The sequence below is a fragment of the Paenibacillus sp. FSL R7-0204 genome (assembly GCF_038002225.1).
Classification (GTDB): Bacteria; Bacillota; Bacilli; order Paenibacillales; family Paenibacillaceae; genus Paenibacillus_AQ.
The window spans coordinates 3,312,142-3,336,628 of sequence record NZ_JBBOCA010000001.1; the positions used below are offsets into that span (position 1 = coordinate 3,312,142).

General features: G+C 51.0%; 25 protein-coding genes. All 25 read left to right on the top strand.

The genetic code is table 11. The annotated features are described in order from the left end of the window. Positions 1-148: 148 nt before the first annotated feature. The gene (locus MKX42_RS14800; protein ID WP_340753156.1) at positions 149-616 is read left to right on the top strand and encodes a MarR family winged helix-turn-helix transcriptional regulator; all 468 of its coding nucleotides are present in this window, start codon (positions 149-151) and stop codon (positions 614-616) included. A 416-nt stretch (positions 617-1,032) separates the two neighbouring features. Continuing rightward, positions 1,033-2,190 carry an ADP-forming succinate--CoA ligase subunit beta gene (gene sucC / locus MKX42_RS14805; protein ID WP_036724647.1) on the top strand — a complete coding sequence of 386 codons (1,158 nt, stop codon included), beginning with the start codon at positions 1,033-1,035 and terminating at the stop codon, positions 2,188-2,190. A gap of 66 nt (positions 2,191-2,256) precedes the next feature. Continuing rightward, positions 2,257-3,186, top strand: coding sequence for a succinate--CoA ligase subunit alpha (sucD, locus tag MKX42_RS14810; protein ID WP_340753157.1), 930 nt, complete (start codon positions 2,257-2,259; stop codon positions 3,184-3,186). A gap of 252 nt (positions 3,187-3,438) precedes the next feature. Continuing rightward, entirely contained in the window at positions 3,439-4,557 is a 1,119-nt protein-coding gene (gene dprA / locus MKX42_RS14815) for a DNA-processing protein DprA (protein WP_340753158.1), read from the top strand. A 98-nt stretch (positions 4,558-4,655) separates the two neighbouring features. Next, entirely contained in the window at positions 4,656-6,752 is a 2,097-nt protein-coding gene (topA, locus tag MKX42_RS14820) for a type I DNA topoisomerase (protein ID WP_340753159.1), read from the top strand. A gap of 23 nt (positions 6,753-6,775) precedes the next feature. Then, complete coding sequence (gene trmFO, locus MKX42_RS14825; RefSeq protein ID WP_340753160.1) at positions 6,776-8,155, top strand: FADH(2)-oxidizing methylenetetrahydrofolate--tRNA-(uracil(54)-C(5))-methyltransferase TrmFO; 1,380 nt, start codon at positions 6,776-6,778, stop codon at positions 8,153-8,155. Between the two features lie 40 nt (positions 8,156-8,195). Then, a complete protein-coding gene (hslV, locus tag MKX42_RS14830; RefSeq protein WP_340753161.1) occupies positions 8,196-8,738 on the top strand; it encodes an ATP-dependent protease subunit HslV in 543 nt (180 codons plus the stop codon). A gap of 33 nt (positions 8,739-8,771) precedes the next feature. Beyond that, the gene (gene hslU / locus MKX42_RS14835) at positions 8,772-10,172 is read left to right on the top strand and encodes an ATP-dependent protease ATPase subunit HslU (RefSeq protein ID WP_340753162.1); all 1,401 of its coding nucleotides are present in this window, start codon (positions 8,772-8,774) and stop codon (positions 10,170-10,172) included. A gap of 375 nt (positions 10,173-10,547) precedes the next feature. Continuing rightward, the gene (gene flgB, locus MKX42_RS14840; protein WP_340753163.1) at positions 10,548-10,955 is read left to right on the top strand and encodes a flagellar basal body rod protein FlgB; all 408 of its coding nucleotides are present in this window, start codon (positions 10,548-10,550) and stop codon (positions 10,953-10,955) included. 6 nt (positions 10,956-10,961) lie between these two features. Continuing rightward, a complete protein-coding gene (gene flgC / locus MKX42_RS14845; RefSeq protein WP_340753164.1) occupies positions 10,962-11,408 on the top strand; it encodes a flagellar basal body rod protein FlgC in 447 nt (148 codons plus the stop codon). 29 nt (positions 11,409-11,437) lie between these two features. Then, the gene (gene fliE / locus MKX42_RS14850) at positions 11,438-11,746 is read left to right on the top strand and encodes a flagellar hook-basal body complex protein FliE (RefSeq protein WP_036724654.1); all 309 of its coding nucleotides are present in this window, start codon (positions 11,438-11,440) and stop codon (positions 11,744-11,746) included. 34 nt (positions 11,747-11,780) lie between these two features. Continuing rightward, positions 11,781-13,370, top strand: a complete 1,590-nt coding sequence (gene fliF / locus MKX42_RS14855; RefSeq protein WP_340753165.1) for a flagellar basal-body MS-ring/collar protein FliF — start codon at positions 11,781-11,783, stop codon at positions 13,368-13,370. Between the two features lie 4 nt (positions 13,371-13,374). After that, a complete protein-coding gene (gene fliG / locus MKX42_RS14860) occupies positions 13,375-14,391 on the top strand; it encodes a flagellar motor switch protein FliG (RefSeq protein ID WP_036692485.1) in 1,017 nt (338 codons plus the stop codon). Next, positions 14,384-15,232, top strand: coding sequence for a FliH/SctL family protein (locus MKX42_RS14865; RefSeq protein ID WP_340753166.1), 849 nt, complete (start codon positions 14,384-14,386; stop codon positions 15,230-15,232). Before fliG ends, MKX42_RS14865 begins: the two co-directional genes overlap by 8 nt. Then, on the top strand, positions 15,225-16,538 hold the full coding sequence (fliI, locus tag MKX42_RS14870) for a flagellar protein export ATPase FliI (RefSeq protein ID WP_445669376.1): 1,314 nt from the start codon (positions 15,225-15,227) through the stop codon (positions 16,536-16,538). Before MKX42_RS14865 ends, fliI begins: the two co-directional genes overlap by 8 nt. A gap of 6 nt (positions 16,539-16,544) precedes the next feature. After that, a complete protein-coding gene (gene fliJ, locus MKX42_RS14875; protein WP_340753168.1) occupies positions 16,545-16,988 on the top strand; it encodes a flagellar export protein FliJ in 444 nt (147 codons plus the stop codon). Between the two features lie 18 nt (positions 16,989-17,006). Further along, entirely contained in the window at positions 17,007-17,951 is a 945-nt protein-coding gene (locus tag MKX42_RS14880) for a MotE family protein (protein ID WP_340753169.1), read from the top strand. Positions 17,952-17,973: 22 nt separating this feature from the next. Next, positions 17,974-19,443, top strand: coding sequence for a flagellar hook-length control protein FliK (locus MKX42_RS14885; RefSeq protein ID WP_340753170.1), 1,470 nt, complete (start codon positions 17,974-17,976; stop codon positions 19,441-19,443). A 27-nt stretch (positions 19,444-19,470) separates the two neighbouring features. Further along, positions 19,471-19,989, top strand: a complete 519-nt coding sequence (locus MKX42_RS14890; protein WP_340753171.1) for a flagellar hook capping FlgD N-terminal domain-containing protein — start codon at positions 19,471-19,473, stop codon at positions 19,987-19,989. Beyond that, on the top strand, positions 19,986-20,369 hold the full coding sequence (locus MKX42_RS14895; protein WP_340753172.1) for a TIGR02530 family flagellar biosynthesis protein: 384 nt from the start codon (positions 19,986-19,988) through the stop codon (positions 20,367-20,369). Before MKX42_RS14890 ends, MKX42_RS14895 begins: the two co-directional genes overlap by 4 nt. A gap of 123 nt (positions 20,370-20,492) precedes the next feature. Further along, the gene (gene flgG / locus MKX42_RS14900; RefSeq protein ID WP_340753173.1) at positions 20,493-21,311 is read left to right on the top strand and encodes a flagellar basal body rod protein FlgG; all 819 of its coding nucleotides are present in this window, start codon (positions 20,493-20,495) and stop codon (positions 21,309-21,311) included. A gap of 112 nt (positions 21,312-21,423) precedes the next feature. Next, a complete protein-coding gene (locus MKX42_RS14905; RefSeq protein ID WP_340753174.1) occupies positions 21,424-21,648 on the top strand; it encodes a flagellar FlbD family protein in 225 nt (74 codons plus the stop codon). Further along, entirely contained in the window at positions 21,645-22,112 is a 468-nt protein-coding gene (locus tag MKX42_RS14910) for a flagellar basal body-associated FliL family protein (RefSeq protein ID WP_340753175.1), read from the top strand. The genes MKX42_RS14905 and MKX42_RS14910 overlap by 4 nt, the downstream gene beginning before the upstream one ends. 39 nt (positions 22,113-22,151) lie before the next feature. Then, positions 22,152-23,150 carry a flagellar motor switch protein FliM gene (fliM, locus tag MKX42_RS14915; RefSeq protein WP_340753176.1) on the top strand — a complete coding sequence of 333 codons (999 nt, stop codon included), beginning with the start codon at positions 22,152-22,154 and terminating at the stop codon, positions 23,148-23,150. Further along, on the top strand, positions 23,140-24,474 hold the full coding sequence (fliY, locus tag MKX42_RS14920) for a flagellar motor switch phosphatase FliY (protein ID WP_340753177.1): 1,335 nt from the start codon (positions 23,140-23,142) through the stop codon (positions 24,472-24,474). Before fliM ends, fliY begins: the two co-directional genes overlap by 11 nt. Positions 24,475-24,487: the final 13 nt, after the last annotated feature.

Consider the following 24,487-nt stretch of genomic DNA (forward strand, 5'->3'; position numbering starts at 1 on the left):
ATTCAATCGCTCCCGTTCGTTTTCATAATGTATTGTACACAACTTAATTTAACACAATTAAAATAAAAGTCAATCTATTTTCCGCTATTAACATGATATTATGGATGAATTGTGATAAACTAATGTCACAAAGGCAGGTGAAGAAGAAATGCAAAAAGAATCCACTACAACCCCTGAGCTTATGCTGGAGAACCAGCTCTGCTTTACGATTTATGCCTGTTCGCGTGAATTTACGAAGCTATACCAGCCTCATCTGGATAAGATCGGATTAACGTATTCGCAGTATCTGGTCATGCTGGTCCTGTGGGAAAGACAGCAATGTACGGTCAAGGAGTTGGGTGAAGCTCTGTTCCTTGATTCAGGAACCCTGACTCCGCTGCTCAAGCGGCTGCAGGCTGCAGGACTAATTTTGCGCGAACGTTCCTTGCAGGATGAGCGGAAGGTGCTGATTTCATTAACACCCCAAGGCTTGGCGCTGCGTCAGGAAGCTATGGGCATTCCCGGCAAAATGGCAGAAGGCACGATGCTCTCACCGGTAGAGTTCATAGATTTGCTGGGACAGTTCAAAAATCTCCTGAACCGGGTGCATGAAGCTAATATCAGCAATTCGAAATAGTAGTCTCGCTACCATATAAGAGTACAGGTTTCGCCGTCCTGAATAAGGGCGGTAAAGCCGTTTTACGCATGGATGTCAATGCAATCGTTCGCATTCCGGCATGAAACCGAGCGAAAATGTATGTATAAATAGTGAAAGTTTTTAAGGAAAGCGTTTTTAAAACATGTTACAATATTCTGGGTTTCACATTCTGGCATATAGGTAATTATAGATATCACTTTGTGATAGGAACTATGTGCTACTGGCAGAGAACTGTAACGTTTGCAGCATATGCTTCAGGCGCCGGCGCTCTGCTTGTACCGGGATATTGCCGGTTAACAACCGGTCTGGACCCGGCTTTGGACAATCAAAACGGAATGCGGAATGACCGCAGGCTGCCTGCACAGGTCACCGCAACACTTTAGGAGGCTTCCGGAATGAATATCCACGAGTATCAGGGAAAAGAAGTACTTAAGAAGTATGGCGTAGCCGTACCGAACGGAAAAGTTGCTTATACAGTGGACGAAGCAGTGGAAGCTGCCGCAGCGCTGGGTACACCTGTGGTTGTAGTCAAAGCGCAGATTCATGCTGGCGGACGCGGCAAAGCCGGCGGCGTCAAGGTGGCGAAGAACAGTGATGAGGTTCGCGCGTATGCGTCCGAGATCCTTGGCAAGACACTGGTGACCCATCAGACAGGACCCGAAGGCAAGGTAGTGAAGCGGCTGCTGATTGAAGAGGGCTGTCAGATTGTCAAAGAATATTATATCGGTCTGGTTGTGGACCGTGCTTCCGGACGGGTCGTCATGATGGCATCCGAAGAGGGCGGTACGGAGATTGAAGAGGTGGCGGCTACACATCCCGAGAAGATTTTCAAGGAAATCGTTGATCCGGCGGTGGGGCTTCAGACCTTCCAGGCGCGTAAGCTGGCTTACAGTATCGCTATTCCTCCCGAATTGGTGAACAAAGCGGTCAAGTTCATGCAAGCGCTATATCTGGCTTTTGTGGATAAAGATTGCTCGATTGCGGAGATCAACCCGCTGGTCGTTACTGCTGACGGTAATGTGATGGCGCTTGATGCCAAGCTTAACTTCGATTCCAACAGTCTGTTCCGCCACAAGGATATCCTGGAGCTGCGTGATCTGGACGAAGAGGATGCCAAAGAAATCGAAGCGTCCAAATTCGACCTCAGCTACATCGCACTTGACGGAAACATCGGCTGCATGGTGAACGGTGCGGGCCTGGCGATGGCAACGATGGATATCATTAAATATTATGGCGGCGAACCGGCCAACTTCCTCGATGTAGGGGGCGGTGCGACGACTGAGAAGGTAACGGAAGCTTTCAAAATTATCCTGTCCGATGACAAGGTGAACGGTATCTTTGTTAATATTTTCGGCGGTATTATGCGTTGTGATGTCATCGCTACCGGTGTAGTCGAAGCGGCAAGACAGCTTGGCCTAACCAAGCCGCTGGTCGTACGTCTTGAGGGCACGAATGTGGCACTGGGCAAGGAGATTCTCGCCGGCTCCGGACTGAATATCGTTGCTGCTGACTCCATGGCAGACGGTGCCCGCAAAATCGTTGCTCTTGTGTAATCATAGCTGCCTTTGTGGGGAGCCAGTCTGGTATTCGACAATATAAGTGAGGATGTGACCTATCGCATGAGCATTCTTGTAGATAAAAATACGAAAGTCATCACCCAGGGAATTACCGGCGCTACGGGTTTATTTCATACAAAAGGCGCGCTGGACTACGGCACTCAGATGGTTGGCGGTGTAACTCCGGGCAAGGGGGGCACTACGGTTCAGATTACCCTGGACAACGGCACGGAGAAGAGTCTGCCTGTCTTCGACACGGTTGTTGCCGCCAAAGCAGCTACTGGTGCAACTGCAAGTGTCATTTACGTCCCGCCTGCTTTTGCCGCAGATTCGATTATGGAAGCAATAGATGCGGAGATGGAGCTGGTCATTTGTATCACAGAAGGCATTCCGGTGCTTGATATGGTCAAAGTGTCCAGATACATGGAGGGCCGCTCCACGGTGCTGATCGGTCCCAACTGTCCGGGTGTCATCACGCCTGGAGAATGCAAAATCGGCATTATGCCAGGTTATATTCATAAGCCTGGGTATGTTGGTGTAGTCTCCCGAAGCGGAACCTTGACCTATGAGGCTGTACATCAGCTGACGGAGCGCGGAATCGGCCAATCCTCAGCGGTGGGTATCGGGGGCGACCCGGTGAAGGGCTCGGAGTTCATCGATATCCTTAAGCTTTTCAATGAAGATCCGGGCACCAAGGCTGTCATTATGATCGGTGAGATCGGCGGGACGGCAGAGGAAGAAGCTGCGCTGTGGATCAAAGAGAACATGACCAAGCCTGTAGTCGGCTTCATCGGCGGGGTTACGGCACCTCCGGGCAAACGGATGGGCCATGCCGGGGCGATCATTTCAGGCGGTAAAGGGACGGCCAGCGAGAAGATTGCTGTGCTGGAGTCCTGCGGCATTAAGGTAGCCCCAACACCTGCTGAAATGGGCTCTACCCTCGTCAGTGTGCTTGAGGAACGCGGCATCCTGAATGCCTTCACCACCCACTAGAGCGCTTCTTACGCTAGTTCGAAATGTTTTGGGGTCCCCGCAAAGTACCTGAGTTATCATCGAAGCTAAATCTCCACTTTGTGGGGTTGTTTTGTCACAGCTTTTCCTGCCGAAGCAGGTATAATGAATGTTGAAGGTAAGCAACCTTTTGTCCCGGATTACGCGGATGAAAGGTTGCTTTTTTTGGTTTAAGTCAGGTTTGGTTTAAGACAATAAGGAAGGCTGGCCCTTCCGCGCGGGGAGAGAATACATATGGAAATTCGGGAGCTGTTGTTCGGTCTGCATGAGATGGAGGGGATTGGCTGGAAAAGTATCGGCAAGATCCGCCGGGCGGGTCTTTTGACGAATGCTGTCTTCTCCTGTTCTGCTGAGGAATGGGAGCGGGCTGGACTTAGCAGTGTAGTATCTGCCCGGCTGGCTGCAGACTTTAATGAAGCATGGGTGCTGAAGCGCCGCTCTTTAATGGAAGAAAGCGGTGTAGCGATGGTCACCATTCTGGACGATCACTACCCTGTACAGCTGCGGGAAACCCCTCAGCCGCCTTGGGTATTGTACTATCGTGGCCGGCTGGAGCTGGCTTCCCGTCCCTCAGTTGCTATGGTTGGGACCCGGGTGCCTACCGCTTATGGGCGCAAGGTGGGGGAGATGCTGGCGGGACAGCTCAGTGCAGCCGGTCTCACGGTTGTAAGCGGCCTTGCTAGGGGGATTGACAGTGTCTGTCATGAAGCGGCACTAGGCGGAGCAGGAGGGACCATTGCGGTGGTGGCAACCGGCTTGGATAAGGTCTATCCTCCGGATAACCGTGAGCTGGAGCGGCAGATTTCGCGGGAAGGGCTGGTTCTTAGTGAATATCCTATCGGAACTCCGAGCCATCCCGGATTATTCCCGCAGCGCAACCGGATTATCGCCGGTCTGTCATTGGGAACACTGGTGGTGGAAGCAGACAGCCGCAGCGGGTCCCTGATCACCGCTGATGCAGCGCTTGAAGCAGGCCGGGATGTGTTTGCCGTGCCGGGGCCGCTGACCTCTCCCAAGAGCAGAGGGGCACTGGAGCTGATTAAGCAAGGTGCGAAGCTGGTAACCTGCGCCTCAGATATTGTGGAAGAATACGTCTCTTGCCTGCCTTCCAAGGGGGCTAGAACAGCTTCAGCAGGAGCACTAGAGCAGGAGAGTCCAGCGGATCTGATGGAAAAGAAATTGACAAGTGATGAGCTGCACCTTTACCATATACTGCATCAAGGCCCGTTTACACTCGATGAGCTGCTGGCGTCAACGGGGTGGGATTTTGGACATTTGCATTCAGTTCTGTTATCTTTAATCATAAAAAAAGCGGTAACACAATTACCGGGTGCAATTTATAAGGTAATTTAATATAGAAGTAACTGTGGTAAGCATAGACTTTCTGGTCCAGCCGTGTATGAGACTGGTTCGGGAGGTGATCTGCTTACGAACTTTTGGGAGGAAAACCTATGGCAGATGCGTTGGTTATTGTAGAATCACCATCAAAAGCGAAAACGATTGGTAAATATCTGGGCAGCAAATATATTGTTAAGGCATCAATGGGGCATATCATAGATTTGCCAAAAAGCCAGATCGGTGTGGATGTGGAGAATCAGTTTAATCCCAAATATATAACGATCCGGGGCAAGGGTTCTATCTTGAAGGAACTTAAGGATGCCAGCAAAAAAGTCAAAAAAGTCTATCTCGCAGCTGACCCGGACCGCGAAGGGGAAGCCATTGCCTGGCATTTAGCAAATGCACTGAATTTGGACAATACTCAGGAATGCCGGGTGGTCTTCAATGAAATTACCAAGCAGGCGGTGAAGGATGCCTTCAAGACACCGCGCAAGATTAATATGGATCTGGTGAATGCCCAGCAGGCGCGGCGCATTCTGGACCGGCTTGTCGGTTACAAGATTAGCCCTTTATTATGGAAGAAAGTAAAAAAAGGGCTCTCCGCCGGACGGGTACAATCGGTAGCGGTTAAGATTGTAATGGACCGGGAGAATGAAATTTCCGAATTCGTTCCTACAGAATACTGGAGCATTACTGCTCGGTTAGCGATTCGGGATTCTGAATTCGAAGCCAAGTTCCATCGCCTGAACGGCGAGAAGAAGGAACTCGGCCAGGAGAGCGATGTGCAGGAAGTGCTGGAAGCGATTAAGAACGCGGCCTTCCAGGTCAAAGAAGTGAAAGAGAAGGAGAGACAGCGTCATCCATCCGCTCCGTTCACGACAAGCTCACTGCAGCAGGAGGCTGCCCGTAAGCTGGGCTTCCGCGCGTCCAAGACGATGTCTGTCGCACAGCAGCTCTATGAGGGAGTTGAACTGGGCAAGGAAGGCACTGTCGGATTAATTACTTATATGCGTACGGATTCCACTCGTCTATCCACTACGGCCCAGGATGAAGCCAAGGAGCTGATCCAAGCCAAATACGGTGAGAAGTTCATTCCCGAGACGCCGCGCCAATATTCCAAGAAGGCTGCGGGCGCCCAAGATGCGCATGAAGCGATCCGTCCGACCTCAGCGCTGCGCGAGCCGGATATGGTCAAGGAATTCATGAGCCGTGATCAATTCCGGCTGTATAAGCTGGTATGGGAGCGTTTTGTGTCCAGTCAGATGTCTTCCGCGCTGCTGGATACGTTGTCGGTAGATATTACAGCCGGAACAGCGATATTCAGAGCGGTAGGGTCCAAGGTCTCGTTCCCGGGCTTCATGAAAGTGTATGTGGAAGGCAATGACGACGGTACAACAGACGAAGAGAAGTTTCTGCCGCAACTGAAAGCAGGCGATGAACTGGTGAAGCGCGAGATTGAACCGAAGCAGCATTTCACCCAGCCGCCGCCAAGATATACAGAAGCCCGTCTCGTCAAGACGCTTGAGGAACTGGGCATAGGCCGTCCAAGTACGTATGCGCCGACCCTGGAGACGATCCAGAAGCGCGGGTATGTGGCGATTGAAGAGAAGAAGTTCATGCCGACTGAGCTTGGAGAGCTGATCATAGAGCAAATGGAAGAGTTCTTCCCGGAAATTCTCAATGTGGAATTCACCGCCCATATGGAAGGGGACCTTGACCATGTGGAGGAAGGTGCGGAGGATTGGGTGAAGGTACTGGCCCAGTTCTATGAATCCTTTGAGAAAAGACTCCTATATGCGGAAGAAGAAATGAAGGAAATCGAGATTGAAGATGAAGTCTCTGATGAGCTGTGTGAGAAATGCGGCAAGCCTATGGTCTATAAGCTGGGCCGGTTCGGCAAATTCCTGGCCTGCTCCGGATTTCCGGAATGCCGCAACACCAAGCCGATCATTAAGGATATCGGTGTAAGCTGTCCGAAATGCCATGAAGGCAAGGTGGTGGAGCGGCGCAGCAAGAAGGGGCGCGTCTTCTATGGATGTGACCAATATCCGGGCTGTGACTTTGTCTCCTGGGATAAGCCGTCAGTGAAGCCGTGTCCGGCTTGCGGCTCCTGGATGATAGAGAAACGCAACAAGCAGGGAACCAAACTGCAATGTACTTCATGCGATCATACAGAAGCTGTAATCGAGAGCGATGAGTTAGCAGAATAATAGGGTTACAGGAGGAACGGAAATTGACAGTAAAAGCACAAGTAACCGTTATCGGAGCAGGTCTGGCCGGAAGTGAAGCCGCCTGGCAGATCGCTTCGCGCGGAGTTCCAGTCAGATTGTATGAGATGCGTCCGGTCGTGAAGACGCCGGCGCATCATACAGATCAGTTCGCCGAGCTGGTCTGCAGCAACTCACTGCGGGCGAATGGCCTCGGAAATGCAGTGGGTGTACTTAAGGAAGAAATGCGGCGTCTGGGCTCCCTGGTACTGGGTGCAGCCGACAGGCATGCCGTTCCGGCAGGAGGCGCTCTTGCTGTTGACCGGGACGGATTCTCTGGCGAAATCACCTCCATGCTGCATAATCACCCTCTGGTGGAAGTCATAAATGAAGAACTTACGCATATACCGGAGGAAGGGATTGTTGTTATTGCCACCGGGCCGCTGACTTCACCCTCTTTGTCTTCGGAGATTAAGGGACTGCTTGGCGAGGAATACTTTTATTTCTATGATGCAGCAGCTCCGATTGTAGAGAAAGACAGCATCGATATGAGCAAGGTTTATCTGGCCTCCCGCTATGATAAAGGAGAAGCCGCCTATTTGAACTGTCCGATGACAGAAGAGGAATTCGATGTTTTTTATGATGCGCTGATTTCGGCCGAGACAGCAGCACTCAAAGATTTTGAGAAAGAGATTTACTTTGAAGGCTGTATGCCGATTGAAATTATGATGAGACGCGGCAAGCAGACGGCATTGTTCGGCCCTATGAAGCCTGTAGGACTGCTCAATCCTCACACGGGCAAGCTGCCTTACGCGGTTGTGCAACTGCGCCAGGACAATGCTGCCGGTACGCTGTATAATCTGGTTGGTTTCCAGACTCATCTGAAGTGGGGCGAGCAAAAACGGGTATTCTCACTTATTCCGGGCCTTGAACAAGCTGAATATGTGCGTTATGGGGTCATGCACCGCAATACCTTTATTAATTCTCCCAAGCTGCTGCAGCCCACATACCAGATGAAGGGCCGGGAGAGACTGTATTTTGCCGGCCAGATGACCGGGGTTGAAGGGTATGTAGAATCTGCGGCTTCCGGTATGATCGCCGGTATGAATGCAGCGAGAGCTGCGCTTGGCGAAGAGAGCCTGATCTTCCCTGAGGATACGGTGCTGGGCAGCATGCCCGCCTATATCACTTCGGCCGATCCTGAACACTTCCAGCCGATGAATGCCAACTTCGGCCTGCTGCCGAAGCTTGAGACCCGGTTCCGCAGCAAAAAAGAGAAGAACGAACGTCTGGCTTACCGGGCGCTTGACAGCCTTGCTGCTTATGCTGGAGCCCATGAATTGACGTATAAAGAGCCAGAGCCGGTGGATGCTGATCCGGCAGAAGCGGATAGTCCGGCACAATAGGTTCAGACCTGTATTACTTAATCTGAGGAGGGTGCCCATCATGTTACCCAGTTTTCATGCAACTACGATTTGTGCGGTAAGACATAACGGCCATGCGGCGATTGCCGGTGACGGCCAGGTTACATTCGGAGAGAGTGTCATTATGAAGACGACGGCCAAGAAGGTCCGCCGCCTGTACAGAGGCCAGGTCATTGCCGGGTTCGCAGGCTCTGTTGCTGATGCGATTACGCTGTTCGAGAAGTTCGAGGGGAAGCTTGAGGAGCATCACGGCAATCTGCAGCGGGCAGCGGTGGAGCTGGCCAAGGATTGGCGCCAGGACCGCATTCTGCGCAAGCTGGAAGCGCTCATGATCGTAATGGATAAGGAAGGCATGCTGCTGATCTCCGGCAACGGTGAAATTATCGAGCCGGATGATGATGTGCTGGCGATTGGGTCCGGCGGTAACTTTGCGCTGGCTTCCGGGCGGTCACTTAAGCGCCATGCTCCGCAACTGGGTGCCGGTGACATTGCCAGAGAAGCGCTGCAGATTGCATCCGAGATCTGTGTATATACCAATTCCAATATTATTGTCGAACAGTTATAGGCAAGGTGCCATATATAAAGGGAGGAAGTCACAATGGTGAATCAATCGCTTACGCCACGCCAGATCGTAACAGAGCTTGACAAATATATCGTAGGTCAAAAGCAGGCCAAGAAATCAGTGGCCGTTGCCCTCCGCAACCGGTATCGGCGCAGTCTGTTGTCCGAGGAGCTGCGGGATGAGGTTGTGCCGAAGAATATTCTGATGATTGGACCTACCGGTGTAGGGAAAACAGAGATTGCCCGGCGTCTGGCTAAGCTTGTTAATGCCCCGTTCATCAAAGTAGAAGCCACCAAATTTACGGAAGTCGGCTACGTGGGGCGCGATGTGGAGTCGATGGTCCGTGATCTGGTGGAGACCTCTATCCGTATGGTGAAGCTGGAGCGCACCGAAAAGGTGAAGGACCGCGCAGAAGAGCTGGCGAATGAACGGATTGTGGCGATTCTGGTCCCGTCTTCCTCGAAGGGGAAATCGCAGCGCAATCCGTTTGAAATGATTTTTGGCGGAAATAACGGCGGGGCGGAAGAATCCAAGGAAGAGCCGGAGGACGGAAGCCTGAGCGAACGCCGCAGAGGGATCAAGTTCAAGCTGCTTGCAGGCCAGCTAGAGGATGACGTCATTGAGATTGATGTCGAGGACACGACGCCTTCTATGATGGATATGTTCGCGGGCCAGGGCAACGACCAGATGGGCATGAATATGCAGGAGATGTTCGGCAACCTGCTGCCGAAGCGTACGAAGAAGCGCAAGCTGCCGATCCGTGAGGCCCGCAAGGTGCTGATCCAGGATGAAGCGGCCAAGCTGATCGACACAGACGACATGATTCAGGAATCAGTAGCCCGCGCAGAGCAATCCGGGATTATTTTCATCGATGAGATTGATAAGGTAGCCAGCCAAGGCAAGGGCTCAGGTCCCGATGTATCCCGCGAAGGCGTACAGCGTGATATTCTGCCCATCGTCGAGGGATCGACAGTCATGACCAAATACGGGCCTGTGAAGACAGACTACGTGCTCTTCATCGCTGCAGGCGCTTTTCATATTGCCAAGCCTTCAGATCTGATCCCTGAGCTTCAGGGACGTTTCCCGATCCGTGTGGAGCTGAGCAGTCTTACACTGGAGGACTTTGTATCTATTCTTACGGAGCCTGAGAACGCACTTACGAAACAATATGTCCATTTACTGCAGACGGAGAACATCGAAATCCAGTTCCAGAAGGAAGCTATTCAGGAAATTGCCAAGATCGCGGCCTCCGTGAATCAGAATATGGAGAACATCGGAGCACGGCGTCTTCATACGATCCTGGAAAAGCTGCTGGAGGATCTATCGTTCGAGGCACCTGAACTGACGCTCGACAGGGTGGTCATTACTCCGGAGTATGTTCGCGAAAAACTGGCAGGAATCGCGCAGGACCGCGACTTAAGCCAATATATTCTTTAAGCTGAGATTGTGATTAAGTCATCAATATAGGTAATTAGAATTAAGGTTATACAAAATTGATTCAAAATTCATGCAAAAAAAGTTAAAAAATCTATAATAAAGCAGAAAATGTAATATAAAAGGAAAATAATTGTAAAAACATGCTTTAAGCCCTCTCTTTTCTGAAAAGATAGGGCTTATTTCTTATTGTAATAATATACAAATTCTAAGAGAATCAATGTATGTGAGATTGACATAAGAATCATTCATCGACATGGTTCGACTTTAAGACGAATAAGTTGTGAAAAAAATGACTTTATTTGTCGAAAATAAGCAGGGATTTGAACAAAGTTGTGGAATTCTTTTCATTATGATAGGTTTGGAAGGGGGATTACTATGGGTTTGCTGAACAGTGTCAGTTTTCAAAGATTACAAGGAGGCCTAGATGCCGCCACCAAACGACAAAGTGTTCTGGCTAATAATGTAGCAAATAATGATACACCAAATTTTAAACGTTCAGATGTCAGCTTTGAGAGCTTCCTGAGAGATCAGGAGAGCGGACTTAAAGCCACACTGGGTGCGAAGGTATCAGACTCCCGTCATTTCCGCTTCGGGACAGTAACCGGCATGCCGGCTGCTGTGGTCAGTACCGATGAGACTACATCTATGAATAACAACGGCAATAATGTGGATATGGATCGTGAACAGGCGCTCAGCGCCGACAACCAGCTGAGATACAACTCTTATGTTGAACAGCTGAACAGTCAGATCACAATGATGCGTACAGTTGTACAGGGAGGGTAATAAATAATGAATTTTGGCAGCAGCTTTGGTATTAGCGCCTCGGCTTTAACCTCCCAGCGTCTGCGGATGGATGTGATCTCCTCCAATATCGCCAACGCCGAGACCACAAGAGCCTCCGTGGTGGACGGTAAAGCCGTACCTTACCGCCGTAAGCTTACAGTTCTGGAAACTACCCAGGCTGACAGCTTCGCGAATATACTCGGCTCCAAGATGAGCGGCGGTAATGATGGCGTCAAGGTGAAATCGATTATCGAGGATTCTTCTCCGCTCAAGCCGGTATATAATCCGAGCCATCCTGATGCGGACGCTGACGGTTATGTATATATGCCGAATGTGGATGTAACCAAGGAAATGGTAGATATGCTGTCTGCCTCGCGTTCTTACGAAGCGAATGTTACGATGCTGAACGCATCCAAATCCATGGTGACCAAGGCGCTTGAAATCGGCCGGTAGAATGAATTGACTGTCTAGGAGGAGAAGAATTGATACAGAATTTATTGATCGGGAACCAGGCGGTTCAGCCGCTGGCTATGAAGTCCGTTGCTGCAGAATCCTCAGCCGTGCAAGAGCCGGGACAGAGCTTCGGTTCATACCTGGAGAATGCGCTTAACCAGGTAGCAGATCAGGAACAACAGGCGAAAGACATGAGTAACAAATTTGTACTGGGAGAGGTCAACATTGATGAGGCTATGATTTCGTCCCAACAGGCATTGCTGAGTTTGCAGTTGACTACACAAGTCCGGAACAAAGTGATTGAAGCCTATCAGGAAATTATGAGAACTCAAATCTAAATAATCCTAGCTACGTTTCGGATGGGGTGACACTGTGAATGAAAGATTGGCCCAGTACCGGGAGAAGATAACCCAGTATTGGAACAGATTCAGCGGTAAACAGAAGATAATGTTTTTCTCCACTCTGTTTATTATCATTATAGTAATCGTAGTTACGACTATGCAGTTATCGAAAGTAGAATACGAGGTTGCTTTTCAGGACCTGGACAGTACCGATTCAGCGGGAGTTATGAGTTATTTGGATACATCAGGGGTGTCTTACCGTTTAAGCCCGGATGGCAAAAGTATCTCTGTTCCCAGCACGGATGCTGCACGTATCAAGATAGCTGTTGGTTCTCAGGGAATCGTTCAGCAGGGCTCGATCGGATACAAGGTATTCAATGAATCCTCGTCCATGATCGGTACTACAGACAGTGAGTTCAATGTTAAATACAACAATGCGCTTAATGGTGAAGTTGAACAGCTGATGAGAAGGATGCAGGGGATTAAAGACGCCAAGGTGCTCATTACCCTGCCGAAGGAGACCGTATTCGCCTCACAGGAGGATCAGGAGAAAGCGCAGGCTTCCGTGGTGATGAGCTTTGATCCGGGATTCAGACCCTCCCAGGAGAATATTGACGGTTACTTCAATCTGGTGAAGACCGCTGTCCCGAATCTTCCCATCGACAACATTACGATCACAAACAACGAGGTGGAGCTGAAACCGACGGCCAAGGGCGGCCAGGCGGGGATTTCCAGCCAAGTTGAAGAGAACTTCGCACTCAAAAAGAAATTCGAAGACGATGTTAAAAGAGATGTGAAGCAATTCCTGAGTACCCTCACAGGTCCCGATAAGGTTGATGTCCTGGTGTTCTCCAAGCTTAATTTCGATAAGGAGAACAGAAAGGAAGATGTTGTAGTACCGGTGGATGCTGAGAATATGAAGGGGATTGAGATCAGCTCGCAGATTATCAGCAAAACATTCTCGGGCCAAGGGAACACTTCCGGAGGAGTCGCAGGTACAGGATCTGAAGATGTTGCAGGTTATCCTGCGGGGGCTGACACAGGTGCTTCTTCTTCTGAGGAATCATCGGAGACAAGGAACTATGAAGTTACTAGAATCACTAAAGATATCATCGCAAGTCCATATACTGTAAAAGATTTAACCATAAATGTCGCGGTTGAACCACCTGCAGGACAAACAACTTTGGACGAGACTACTTCAGGAGCGATACAGAACATTCTGGTAAACATTGTCCGCGCGTCCCTGGCAGATTCAGGTATCACTTATACAGACGCCGATCTGACTAAAAAAGTTTCGGTATTCTCGCAACAATTTGGAGGTGCTGCTGCCGAGAATACAACCGGCGGACTGGCAACCTGGATGATCTGGGCCATCGGCGCTGCTGCTCTGCTGGTCGGTGCAGGCGGAGGTTATCTGATCTACCGCAGCCGCAAGAACAAGCAGGAGGAAGAGGTGGAAGAGGATATTCCGCTGCAGGTTCCTACCGAGTTCCCTTCAATTAACATGGATAGCGTGACGAATGAAAGTCAGGTCCGCAAGCAGCTGGAAAGTCTGGCGAAGAAGAAGCCGGATGAATTCGTAAATCTGCTCCGCACTTGGCTTGCTGAAGAACAGAGGTGAAGAGATGGCAAAAGCTAGCCAGCAGGGACTCAGTGGCCGTCAAAAGGCGGCGATCCTGCTTATCACACTAGGGCCTGAAGTATCGGCACAAATATTTAAGCATCTGCGGGATGAGGAAATCGAACAGCTGACGCTGGAGATTGCGAATGTACGCAAAGTGGACAGTGGGGAAAAAGAGTCGATCATGTCCGAATTCCACCAGATCTGTCTCGCTCAGGAATATATCTCGCAGGGCGGTATCAACTACGCCAAGGAGATCCTCGAGAAAGCTCTCGGCTCGGCCAAGGCGCTCGAAGTCATCAACCGCTTGACAGCAACGCTGCAGGTAAGACCTTTCGATTTTGCCCGCAAGGCAGATCCGAACCAGATTCTCAACTTCATCCAGAACGAGAATGTACAGACCATTGCCCTTGTACTCTCTTATCTGCAATTTGAACAGGCGGCCTCCATTCTGTCTTCCCTGCCTCAGGAGAAGCAGGCGGAGGTAGCCAGAAGAATAGCGATTATGGACAGCACCTCTCCAGAAGTGGTCACCCAGATCGAACGTGTCCTGGAACAGAAGCTGTCTGCTACAGTAACACAGGATTACACGAATGCAGGCGGTATCGAATCGATTGTACAGATTCTGAACGGCGTAGACCGTGGTACAGAGCGTACTATTCTCGATTCCCTGGAGATTCAGGACCCGGAGCTGGCCGAAGAAATCAAGAAGCGGATGTTCGTCTTCGAGGATATCGTCAATGTGGACAACCGTTCCATTCAGCGGATTATCAAGGATATCGACAACGCGGACTTGCAGCTTGCGCTCAAGGTGGCCAGCGAGGAAGTGCGGGATGTTATCTTCCGCAATATGTCCAAGCGTATGGCCGAAACCTTCCGCGAGGAAATGGAGTACATGGGACCTGTGCGGCTGCGTGATGTGGAAGAAGCACAGACCCGCATCGTAGGCACGATCCGCAGACTCGAAGAGTCTGGTGAAATTATCATCGCCCGTGGCGGAGGAGATGACATTATTGTCTAAGCTGATCAAACATTCTCAATATATTCCGGTAGATGTGCTGAAGCGTCTTGAACAGGCCAGGCATCATGCGGGTCTGACTGAAGAGCCGCCTCCAGAAGAGCCTCCGGGTGAAGTTCATTACCAGGACCCCGCCAGGGAGGCAGCGGAGCAGTCGCGCAAGCAAATGCTGAAGGATGCTCAGGAGTTCGCGGAGAGTCAAGTCCGCAGCGCCTCCGAGGAAGCGGAGAATATTGTGGAATCAGCACGGACTGAAGCTGAAGAATGGTGGCGTGAGCGCAGGGAGCAGGATGAGCTGCTGATCGAAGCCGTCAAATCCGAGGGGTATCAGCAGGGGTACCAGGAAGGTCTGGCTCAAGCAGAGCAGGAGATGTCCCGGCGTCTCGCCGAGATGATGGAAGAAGCGCGGACGGTGCTTCAGGAAGCCTACCGGGCAAAAGATGTAATTATTCAGGAGGCGGAACCATTTCTTGTGGAGCTGAGCTGCGATATTGCTGAGAAAATTGTGGACAAGCAGCTTACTGTTGAACCGCAATTTGCGATGGATCTGATCCGCAAGAATCTGGCCCGTAAACGCGAGCAGGGGCTGATTTCACTCTGTGTGTCTCCTGCACAGTTTGCTTTTGTCAATGCGGCCCGGGAAGAGCTCTCGCTTGCTGTGGACTCACAGGCTGAACTGCAGATTCTCCCGGATTCAACGGTCAGAGATCTGGGGTGTGTGATTCGGTCTTCCTTCGGGAGCATCGATGCCCGTGTCGATACCCAGCTTGCCGAAATTAAAAAAGAACTGCTAAGAATCGCTCTGGACTCGGATGAACACAGAAATGGGGACGACGATGCTTGACAGCAGAAGATACAAAGATCAGCTGCGTAACTTTGATCCTGTAAGGATTAACGGTAAGGTTACTCAGGTTATCGGGCTGATGGTGGAGTCGGAAGGGCCTGACGCCAGCATCGGTGATGTGTGTTATATCTATCCTGCCAAAGGAAATAAGCCACTCCAGGCAGAGGTTGTAGGCTTTCGTGATAACAAGGTGCTGTTAATGCCGCTTGGCGAACTGCAGGCTATCGGGCCTGGATGTGATGTGGTGGGCACCGGCAAGCCGCTTAGCGTTCAGGTCGGCTCAGAGCTGCTCGGGAAGGTTCTTGACGGTCTGGGACAGCCGCTGGATGGTTCACTGATACCAGCCAGAATGCCGCATAGCTCCACGTTCAACATTCCATCCAATCCGCTTAACCGTCCGCGGGTTGCCGAACCGATCAGCATTGGAGTCAGGGCTATCGACGGACTTTTGACGATCGGCAAGGGGCAGCGGGTAGGGATTTTTGCCGGCTCGGGTGTGGGAAAGAGTACCCTGATGGGCATGATTGCCCGCAACACCTCGGCAGATGTCAATGTGATTGCGCTGATCGGTGAACGGGGCAGAGAGGTGCTTGATTTCATTGAGCGCGATCTGGGACCCGAAGGTCTTCAGCGTTCGGTAGTCATTGTAGCCACTTCCGATCAGCCTGCGCTGATCCGGATCAAGGGGGCGCTGATCGCCACTACGATTGCCGAGTACTTCCGCGACCGCGGGCTGAATGTCATGCTGATGATGGACTCGGTAACACGTTATGCGATGGCGCAGCGTGAGGTAGGGCTGGCAGTCGGCGAGCCTCCGGCGATGAGAGGGTATACACCTTCTGTATTCGCCAGTCTGCCTAAGCTGCTGGAACGGGCCGGGACGGGTCCTACAGGCTCAATCACCGCGTTTTACACGGTGCTGGTTGACGGTGACGATATGAACGAGCCGATAGCAGATGCTGTGCGCGGCATTCTGGACGGACATATTGTTCTGAACCGGAATATAGCCAATAAAGGACATTTTCCGGCGATCGACGTTCTCGCAAGCATCAGCCGGGTGATGAAGGATATCGCCCCGGAGGAGCAGATTGCAGCAGCCGAGAATGTGAAGCGCCTGATGGCGGTGTATAAGGATTCTGAGGATCTGATTAACATCGGAGCCTATCAGAGAGGCTCTAACGCTCAAATCGATGAGTCGATGCATTACATCGACAGCATCTGGGATTTCACCAAGCAAAAGGTGAACGAGAAGGTAACCCTCAGCGAAGTGCAGCAGACTTTAATTTCACAGTTCTCAAGGAGTTGATTGATCATGAGATTCCATTATACTTTTCAAAAAGTGGTGGACTTGAAGGGTAACGAAAAAACACAGGCAGAGTGGATGCTCTCAAGCGCGCTCGGAGAACTGCAGGCACAGGAAAAAAGCCTTGATGAATTAATCGGCCAGCGCAGTACGCTGATGTTGTCCCTGCAAAGTGCAGCACAGCATAAGACACCGCTGGCTAAGCTTCGCGAAATGCAGGATTACGTGGATTATCTCGACAAATGCATTGCCCGCAAGCATTCTGACATTAGCCGGGCACATGTTGAGGTTCAGAATAAGCAGGATCATCTGAGTACGAAGGTTCTGGATGAGAAGGTATGGCTCAAAGCCAAAGACAAAGCACAAACCGCATTTCTGCAGAATATGAGTTTACGGGAACAAAACGAACTGGATGAGATGGCTACCGTCCGCTTCGCGATGAAATCCCTCTAACCCGGGAGGTTTCCGCTAGTGGCAAATAATCAGATGGAATTTGAAGATGAAGGGTCGGCAGGCAAATTAGAGCGTTTTTTGTTCTTGATGATTCCAATCATTTTCACGCTTGTACTGCTTGGGGTATTGTTGACCCTATTTAATATGGATATCCGCAATAATGTGCTGGCGATTGCCAACAAAATTCCTATTGTAGAAAAATGGGTGCCTGATCCGCCGGCGGACCCGGCGGCGCCGGGTGATGCCGCAGAGAAGCCGGCAGAGAGCAAAGAACAGGCTGCCAGCTCTGCGAGCACGATCAAAGAACTCAAAGCTCAGCTCACCGCTGGGGAGGAGAAGCTGAAGAAGGCTGAGGAAGACAAGGCGGCGGAGGTCACTAAGGCCGAAGCGCTTCAAAAGCAGGTTGATGAGTTAAAGACCGCTGCTGAAACAGCCGCAGCCCCCGAAGAGGAGGAAGATCCTTATCTGAAGAAAGTGAAGGATCTGGCCAAGCTGTATGCCGGGATGAAGGCCTCCAAAGCAGCACCGATTATGGAGAATTTGACTACCGATGAGATGGTTCAAATCTTCAGTGTGATGAACAATGCCAGCAAATCGGCCATCCTGGAAAAAATGGATGCCAAAAAAGCGGCAGATGTCTCCATAAAGCTAAAAGAAACTACAAATTCAACCGATATGGCTATTGCAGCCCTGCAATCCCGGCTAAAGCAGGAGGCGGGTACGGTAACTCCCAAGCCTTCAGCTAATCTGGATCAGGAAAAGCTAGGCCAGACCTTCACCAGTATGCCCGCTGCGGATGCGGCAGTACTGCTCGGTTCCATGTACAGCCTTAGTCCGGATAAAGTCATTACGGTGCTGAATACGGTCGGTGACTCGGTCCGCTCCTCCATTCTGGGGGAAATGACCAAGAAAGACAGCAAGCAGACAGCCAAAATCGTCAACCGGCTGATGGGCGGAAAATAAACTTTGAAGGGAGGTGAAAAAGATGAGTATTATTCTACAAACCTTAACCGCAGGTAATCTGGCTGCTTCCGGCGGAACAACGCAGGGAACTACCGGAACGGTTAATCCGGCGACGCCATTTGCCCAGACGCTTGTGCAGAGCATGGTAGGAGTTACCGCAGTCAAAGGTACTGAGACTCCTGTAGCCAGTAATTTAGCTTCATTATTGCAGGGACTCCTGAGCACTGTTCAGGCTAAGGGAGAACCGGCAGGCAGCGCAGATAGCAAGCAGACTAATCCGCTGGAAGGTCTGCTACAGGATATAGAGAAGCTGGACACCAGCCTTACGGCTGATCCGGCGCTAATTGCAGCACTTCAAGGCTGGCTGCTTCAAGTATCTGCTCTTGTGTCGGGCAATCCCTCTACAGGTTCACAGGATGCCTCAGCTACTGACACATCCATCAGCTTGTCGCCGCTTGCCAAGAACCCTGAAACCCTGCGCTTTGCCGTTCAAGATGAACTGAACAGCCTGGTTCAACGGGTTCAGACGGCAGCTGTCAGCGGGGATCAGGATACAGCAGCCAAAGGAGCGGCGCTTCTAAATCAATTCTCAGCTATTATGGCGGAGAGCGCACCTGTTAATCACAAGTCCCAGGCTAACAAGGCTCCAGCAGTTGTTGATGCTCCAGCGGTGTCGCTTAAGCAGCCAACGGGAAGCGAGCCCAAGGCGGAAATGTATAGCAAAGCAGATTTGGCAGCGGACGTACGCAGGCTATTGGGGCCTTCAGCGAGCACTCGTTCCATGTTGGATGCAGCAGCTGCGGCTGGCAATTCCGAAACGGTAACTGCACCTGAGGGTTCCACTCCTGTTGCCACAGTATTGACTTCCGCAATGAAGGAGACGGTGCCTGCCGAAGATCCTTTGCTCGCTGGCGAAGGGACGACTAAGGAGCCGGAGGTTGTAACGGCCGGCCAATTATCCCTGCGGCACGGAATTACTGCACCGCTGAAGGCGGAAGCCGCGCGAGTGCCAGTCCAGCAATTCGCCCAGGAGATGAACACCTTCATCAGCGGTAAGCTTGAGATTGTCAAGAAGGGCGGAGTGGCTGAAGCTACGATCACCTTATTCCCGGAGAATCTTGGACAAGTGGATGTGAAGATTACTATGCAAAACGGAAATCTGGTGGCACAGTTCATGACCCAGCATGCCGGAACCAAGGATATGCTTGAGCAGCAGATGAGCCAGCTTCGTATGGCCTTACAGTCCCAGGGACTTCAGGTAGAGCGCCTCGAAGTGACGCAGAACAACAACTCTCCTCAGTCACAGTGGACCGGAGGGCAGGGCCAGCAGACAGGCGCAGGCGGACAGCAGCAAGGCAGACGTTCACGGGAACGCCAGGAAGAATCGGCAGATGCTGTGCTTGCCGCAGAGCTTAATGGAGAATGGAAGGATTGGGTGTCTGCAGCTCAGCAGGACAGCAGCCAGGGTGGCGGATTCTCAACCAAGATTTGATGAACAGAACAAGCGAGGTGAAATGATATGGCAACGAATCCCGTGTCTAACAGCAACCAATGGAATTATGTCGCGAATGATAAGACACCCAAGACCACAGGCACCTCTACACTGGGCAAGGATCAGTTCTTAAAAATACTGATTACCCAGCTGCAGAACCAGGACCCGATGCAGCCGATGGAGGATAAGGAATTCATCGCTCAGATGGCTCAATTCTCATCCGTAGAACAGCTTATGAACATATCCACCCAGCTTACAGCGCTGAATCAGTCTCTTGGCTCTGTATCCGGATTGATCGGGAAGGATATCACCTGGACGGATGCCGAGACGAAATTGCCGAAATCGGGCAATGTTGAATCGATTGTTGTCAGCAGCGGGGTGCAATATGCAGTGGTTGGCAAGGAGCGGATTGCTCTAACGGATATTATGCAAATCCAGAATGCCGGCACTACACCTGCAGCGGGCAGCGAGAGTCCAGCAACCAGTGAGACTCCGGCGGCCAGTGAGACTGAAGCAAGCGGCGGGGAGAGCGGGGAGACATCATGAGTGACAGAATAACTATCGGACAATTATACCCGGCAGCTGTACATCCTTCCGCGTTGCAGCGTCAGCAATCCGTGAAGGGTTCCACAAGTTCTGAAGCATCGTTCGAGAGCGTGCTGCAGAAGAATATGCTGAAATTCAGCAATCATGCAGCCAAACGCCTGGAGCAGCGGGGAATCGAGCTTGGCAGCCGCCAGCTGGATCAGATCTCCTCCGCGGTAGACAAAGCAGCTGCTAAGGGCAGCAAAGAATCTCTGATTCTTATGAAGGACATGGCATTGATTGTGAGTGTAAAGAACCGGACAGTGGTTACAGCGATGGACGGCAATTCTATGAAAGACAATGTATTCACGCAGATTGACAGTGCAGTAATTATATCTTAACTCGGCTGGTCCTTACTGGAGAGCCGAAAGTGGCTGCCGACCGACTGACGCGGCCACCGCTCCAGCTTCATCTTTCAATTCTTAAGAGTCAAGAAGACTCTATAACCGGGAGGACGATTAATAATGCTAAGATCTATGTACTCAGGGGTTTCAGGTATGCGCGGATTTCAGACAAAGCTCGATGTCATCGGTAACAATATTGCGAATGTTAATACCATCGGCTTCAAGTCAGGACGCGTGATGTTCAAGGATATCATGAGCCAGACCGTCTCGGGTGTTACTGCCCCCGTTGATGGCGGACAAGGCGGTGTCAATGCCAAGCAGATCGGCCTTGGGGTGTCCATCGGTTCTGTCGACACCATGCATACAGCTGGCAGTGCAATGACTACCAATAATCCTACAGATCTGCGGATCGACGGAGACGGGTTCTTTCTGGTGAAGCTCACGGGTGACCAGGATGTACCATTCCTGACTCGCGCCGGAGATTTTCATGTGGATGCTAGCCGCAATCTGATTACATCGGATGGCTTACATGTCGTTGACTCCGGGGGCGAAGTCATTCAGCTCGCTGACGATGTTACGGCATTCTCCATCTCCAGTGACGGAACGATTGTGCAGACGATGGCAGACGGCACAACGACAGCTGGTGTTCAGATCGGTATGGGAAAAGTCAGCAATCCGCAGGGGCTTGAGAAGATCGGCGGCAACCTGTACCGGATGTCCTTAAATGCGAATGCAGAAGGTGCGCTGGAGCCGACAACTGCCAACAATGCTGAAGTAGGGACAGGTACTATCGTTGCCGGCCAGCTGGAAATGTCCAATGTGGATCTGACCGGCGAGTTCACGGAAATGATTGTTACCCAGCGTGGATTCCAGGCGAATTCGCGGATTATCACCACTTCCGATGAAATATTACAGGAAGTAGTTAATCTGAAGCGTTAAGCTTGAATCTTAATATGTAGCATTCTGGAGAATAACGTTTTGCCCATAGCGGAAATGTTATTGCAGTCGTGGGGGAGGAACTCCTCCCCCTATTTAGGTTAGGAGGCCTGTCATGATTTCGGTAACAAGATTGAATGGGGCGGGGATGTGGCTGAATGCCCTGCTGGTTGAAATGGTTGAAGAGTCACCGGACACGTATATTACGCTGGTAACCGGCAAAAGGCTGATCGTGCTTGAAAAGGCCGATGAAGTCATTAACAAGATCAAGGAATATAACAGGGACATAGGCACACACGCTGCCACCATTAAAGTCCAGTCAATGGAGGAGCTCTCATGAAAAAGATGCTGCCATGGCTCATCACAATATTGCTGGCCGTTACACTTATCGTAGTCGCTGCATTCTTGCTGATGGACAGATTTTTCCCGGGCGACGGGAATGAAGTAAATAAGGCTGTCCAGAACGTGGAGACGAAGAAGATGACTGCTGATCAAATTGTTGAAATGACAGCCGAAATCAAAGATATCAAAACTAATCTTGCCGATCCCGATTACATCCTTTCAGTTGACATCGCGCTTCAATTAGATTCGGCGTCGTCCAAGGAAGAATTCGAAAAAATAAAATCTATTAAAATAACACCGCTGATTATCAAAGCGATTGCCGATGCCAAACCCGAGGAGCTGAATGGGGCCAGCGGCAAAGATCAGTTCAGCAGCAAACTGGTGAACATCATCAACAAGAACCTGACAGAAGGTTCGATCACCCAGATTGAATTCACCAAATTTATATTGGCATCTATGTAGCTGCAGGCGGGTCTATTCTTTGATGGGGGGGTGATTGAATTGGTTGATGTACTATCACAAAACGAAATTGATGCTCTGCTTGCTGCACTTTCATCCGGTGAAATGGATGCCGACGAACTTAAAAAAGAAGAAACGCAGAAAAAGATCCGCTCCTATGATTTCAAACGGGCCGTACGCTTCTCCAAAGATCATATCCGCAGCTTAACCCGGATTCATGATAACTTTGCCCGCTATCTTACAACGTACTTTTCGGCCCAATTGCGCACCTTCGTGCAGATCAATGTCGTTCAAGTAGAGCAGCTCCCTTATGACGAGTTTATCCGCTCCATTCCCAAAATGACGATATTGAATATTTTTGAGGCCGAGCCGCTGGAGGGCCGGATGGTGATGGAGGTGCACCCGAATATTGCTTTTGCCATGCTGGACCGTCTGCTTGGCGGCTTCGGAACAGCACCCTCCAAAATCAATGCGTTAACTGAAATCGAAACGACCATTATGGAGAGGATTTTCAGCAGATGCTTTGAAAGTCTGCAGGAAGCCTGGAAGACGGTGCTCGATATCCATCCCCGGATGGAGGCGCTGGAAACGAATCCGCAGTTTATGCAAATTGTATCGCCAAATGAAACGATTGCCCTAATCTCCCTCAGTACCAAAATAGGAGATACGACGGGGATGATCAACCTCTGTATCCCGCACGTTGTGCTGGAGCCGATTATGTCAAGGCTCTCGGTGCACCAGTGGTTTGTCTCCGAGAAAAAGGTGCGGGATGAGGTAGAGCTCGAGGCCATCCGGGCAAGAGTTCACCGGGCGCAGCTTCCAATCGTAGCTGAGCTGGGCGAATCGAATTTATCCATTGCTGAATTTCTCGGGCTCAGCATCGGCGACGTGATTTCTCTTAACAAGACGGTGGATTCCGGTCTGTCGATTAAGGTGGGGGACAAGCTGAAATTCATTGGAAGTCCGGGGATGATCAAAGAACGTGTGGCTGTGCAAATAGACGAGATTGTCAGCGAAGGGGTTGAAGAGTTTGACGAGTAAAGATTATTTGTCCCAGGAAGAGATAGACGCTCTTCTTAGACAGTCTGCGGAAGGCAATTTGGCTCCTTCACCGAAGACCGTGGATGATTACTTAACACCTTTTGAACAGGATGCACTGGGAGAGATAGGCAATATCACCTTCGGAAGTGCGGCAACCGCACTCTCTACCCTGCTGGGTAAGAAGGTAGACATTACTACCCCTAAGGTATCCATTATTACACGCGGAGAGTTCGAGGAAGCCTTTCCCAAACCTCATGTGGCTGTTCACGTACAGTATGTGGACGGTTTCCAGGGCATCAATTCTCTGGTTATCAAAATCAGGGATGCACAGGTCATTGCCGACTTGATGCTCGGCGGAGAAGGAGATCCCAAAGACGAGGAACTGAACGAGATTCATATCAGTGCCGTGCAGGAAGCGATGAACCAGATGATGGGCTCATCCGCTACCTCAATGTCAACGATCTTCAACAGATTCGTCAACATTTCTCCGCCAGGCATTGACATTCTTAACATGTCGAGCGGAGAAGGTGTAGGTAGCCTGCCGGATGATGAGACTCTAATCCAGATTTCCTTCCGCCTGAAGATTGGCGATCTGATTGATTCCACCATCATGCAGCTGCTGCCTGTACAATTCGCCAAGGATATGGTGACCATGCTGCTTGGCGATGTCAGCCAGGCTGATCAGGAAGCGGCAGTCTCCTCGGCGGAAGCAACGCCGCCTCCAGCTGCGGCAGCCGCACCAGCACCTGCACCGGAACCGGCGCAGACGCCGCCTCCAGCCCAGCAGCAGATGCCTGCGCCGGAGGCGGGAGGGTACCCGCCGCAATATCCGCCGCAGGGTCAGGGGATGCCGCCTTATCCGGGAATGCCGGAAGGGGGATATTATTATCCTCCCGCAGGTATGCCGGCGTATGGGATGCAGGGCATGCCGCCTTACGGAATGCCGCCTCAGGGCACGCCCTATCCGCAGGCTCAGCCGCAGAATCCGGCACAGGGCCGTAATGTAAATGTGCAGCCTGTGCAATTTGCGAATCTGAGTGCAGGGGCTTTTGGCAATATTGACGAAAATAATTTAAATTTATTGATGGACATACCACTGAAGGTAACCGTAGAATTAGGAAGGACCCAGAAGCAGATCAAAGATATTCTGGAAATGTCGCAAGGTTCAATTATTGAACTGGACAAGCTGGCAGGTGAGCCTGTTGACATTCTGGTTAACAACAAGCTCATTGCCAAGGGGGAAGTCGTAGTTATCGACGAAAACTTCGGTGTCCGCGTTACGGATATCGTCAGCCAGTGGGACCGTATACAAAAATTACAATAAGCATACTTAGGGA

Coding starts and splice junctions, on each gene's coding strand:
- MKX42_RS14800 (WP_340753156.1), top strand. CDS start 149: ATGCAAAAAGAATCCACTACAACCCCTGAGCTTATGCTGGAGAACCAG.
- sucC (WP_036724647.1), top strand. CDS start 1,033: ATGAATATCCACGAGTATCAGGGAAAAGAAGTACTTAAGAAGTATGGC.
- sucD (WP_340753157.1), top strand. CDS start 2,257: ATGAGCATTCTTGTAGATAAAAATACGAAAGTCATCACCCAGGGAATT.
- dprA (WP_340753158.1), top strand. CDS start 3,439: ATGGAAATTCGGGAGCTGTTGTTCGGTCTGCATGAGATGGAGGGGATT.
- topA (WP_340753159.1), top strand. CDS start 4,656: ATGGCAGATGCGTTGGTTATTGTAGAATCACCATCAAAAGCGAAAACG.
- hslV (WP_340753161.1), top strand. CDS start 8,196: ATGTTACCCAGTTTTCATGCAACTACGATTTGTGCGGTAAGACATAAC.
- hslU (WP_340753162.1), top strand. CDS start 8,772: ATGGTGAATCAATCGCTTACGCCACGCCAGATCGTAACAGAGCTTGAC.
- flgB (WP_340753163.1), top strand. CDS start 10,548: ATGGGTTTGCTGAACAGTGTCAGTTTTCAAAGATTACAAGGAGGCCTA.
- flgC (WP_340753164.1), top strand. CDS start 10,962: ATGAATTTTGGCAGCAGCTTTGGTATTAGCGCCTCGGCTTTAACCTCC.
- fliG (WP_036692485.1), top strand. CDS start 13,375: ATGGCAAAAGCTAGCCAGCAGGGACTCAGTGGCCGTCAAAAGGCGGCG.
- fliI (WP_445669376.1), top strand. CDS start 15,225: ATGCTTGACAGCAGAAGATACAAAGATCAGCTGCGTAACTTTGATCCT.
- fliJ (WP_340753168.1), top strand. CDS start 16,545: ATGAGATTCCATTATACTTTTCAAAAAGTGGTGGACTTGAAGGGTAAC.
- MKX42_RS14885 (WP_340753170.1), top strand. CDS start 17,974: ATGAGTATTATTCTACAAACCTTAACCGCAGGTAATCTGGCTGCTTCC.
- MKX42_RS14890 (WP_340753171.1), top strand. CDS start 19,471: ATGGCAACGAATCCCGTGTCTAACAGCAACCAATGGAATTATGTCGCG.
- MKX42_RS14895 (WP_340753172.1), top strand. CDS start 19,986: ATGAGTGACAGAATAACTATCGGACAATTATACCCGGCAGCTGTACAT.
- flgG (WP_340753173.1), top strand. CDS start 20,493: ATGCTAAGATCTATGTACTCAGGGGTTTCAGGTATGCGCGGATTTCAG.
- MKX42_RS14905 (WP_340753174.1), top strand. CDS start 21,424: ATGATTTCGGTAACAAGATTGAATGGGGCGGGGATGTGGCTGAATGCC.
- MKX42_RS14910 (WP_340753175.1), top strand. CDS start 21,645: ATGAAAAAGATGCTGCCATGGCTCATCACAATATTGCTGGCCGTTACA.